Origin of the sequence: Xenorhabdus entomophaga (assembly GCF_037996725.1) — a bacterium.
Lineage (GTDB): Bacteria > Pseudomonadota > Gammaproteobacteria > Enterobacterales > Enterobacteriaceae > Xenorhabdus > Xenorhabdus khoisanae.
In genome coordinates, this window is record NZ_JBBMXH010000233.1 from 1 (window position 1) to 1,694 (window position 1,694).

A 1,694-nucleotide genomic window follows, 5' to 3' on the forward strand; every position below is an offset into this window, starting at 1 on the left:
ACCCACAAAGATACCTATTTGTTAGTCCTGATTATCCGACTGTGAGTGTGAGTGATGGCGCTCATGATACTTGTGCTTTCGGACCACCCAAAGCCACTAATGATACGCAAAAAATACCGACCATGCGTGATATAGGAACCAGTCCCGAAACAACTACGCAGACCTCATTTAGTCAGGAATACGACAAAGAGACTTTCCCGGACTTTGGGTTTGACCAACTAACTGGGAAATACTGGAAGGTTGATAGTAGTAATTCGGATATCGTGATCAAAGGTTATTATGCCTATGACTATCAGAACAGGGTCTATCTGGATGGAAATGGTAACAACGCACTTCCAGTCTCGACTCCGGTGACATTGATGTGCCAAATAAGCTCTGTTTACTAAAGCGTGATGTTAAATTAAATCACCATGAATACAGAGTAAGCACAGACTCAGTAACGAGGGGGTCTGTGCTTTTTTATCAGGATGTAATAACCCATAATCTTACTGTTAAGCCACCATCTCAGCCGAAAAATTTTGGCCTGCGTTGGTTTAACAACGCGGCATTTGAGGATGATCCCGTGAACTATTGGTGCCCCGTGCCGGTTAAGGCGGTTATTAAGAGTTACCGGGAAAAGATCGGCTATATTACCGCTTTTCCTACGCCATCATCGGGTGGACGGCGGACAAAAAGCAGCTACAGTTTACAGTTAATGATAAAGGTTACCGTTTTGTCTCGTTATCAAAATGTGGATAAGGTGTTTTGATGAGATATATTCTTCACCTTAAGCGGACTCAGTTTCACCAACAAAAACAGCAGGAACGGCGTAAAAATCGCGCCGCGTGGCAACAGAAATGGATCACGTCTAATGGATTACAAACCGAGCGAGGTTGGACACCAGAGGCCATTAAAATTTTTCTGGAAAAACCTGTCCCGCCATTCCTGTCGGGCGCGCCGGTGGATGTGATGTCGTATCCCCGGAAACAGGTTGAGGCCGTGGAAAAAACGGCCGAGTTTCAATCATGGCAGCAGCATCGGTTTGAATTGCAACAGAAAAAAAAGGCCGCGCGCCGGAAAGAGCAAGATGATGTAAAAACTTTATTACCTGACTAAATAACTGAACGGCAAAGTTCAACGGTTATAAATCCTTTCTGACAGGTGATTCCTACCCGGTGTCATGCGGATAGCGTTTCAGCGACCCAACCTTTTTTACACCATCCGGGACGTCGATATCCTAATCGCCCGTATTCTGCACCAACAAATGGATCACACTCAGCATTTACGGCAATAGAGTACTCCTCATAGACATCTATATACAGTTAAAAACGCCTCAGCGCGATTTTAAGCACTTTAATTAAGTATTTAAGAAAAAATGTAATAAATCACTCCCCGACTTTTATTACCTCACATTACATTCCCTCATTGATTCTCCGCAATCATTTCTGAAAAAAGCACCTGATTTGCATAAAAATCCCAGTAAAAATAAAGTAATAATAAATTGTTATCAGTTGATAATAACTTATTATTACGCACAAAATAAAAAGTTATATTAATGTATATAGGCATGGGAGATATTATCTTTTTGATATTAATGAGATAGGTCTGCCCCATAAAACTGAAATATTTAACATCAAAGGTGTAACGCGAAAGCGCTGGCAACAGCCCATATTTTATGAGGAATTCATATATGGACTCGTCTATAAATCATAAAG

At 41.6% G+C, this 1,694-nt stretch carries 3 protein-coding genes; all 3 read left to right on the plus strand.

All coding sequences use genetic code 11. The annotated features are described in order from the left end of the window. Positions 1–386 (plus strand): hypothetical protein (locus AAC854_RS22415; RefSeq protein ID WP_340619024.1); only part of this gene is annotated, 386 nt, incomplete at its 5' end. Between the two features lie 65 nt (positions 387–451). Continuing rightward, the gene (locus AAC854_RS22420) at positions 452–748 is read left to right on the plus strand and encodes a hypothetical protein (protein ID WP_340619025.1); all 297 of its coding nucleotides are present in this window, start codon (positions 452–454) and stop codon (positions 746–748) included. Continuing rightward, a complete protein-coding gene (locus AAC854_RS22425; protein ID WP_340619026.1) occupies positions 748–1,095 on the plus strand; it encodes a hypothetical protein in 348 nt (115 codons plus the stop codon). Before AAC854_RS22420 ends, AAC854_RS22425 begins: the two co-directional genes overlap by 1 nt. Positions 1,096–1,694 lie beyond the last annotated feature (599 nt).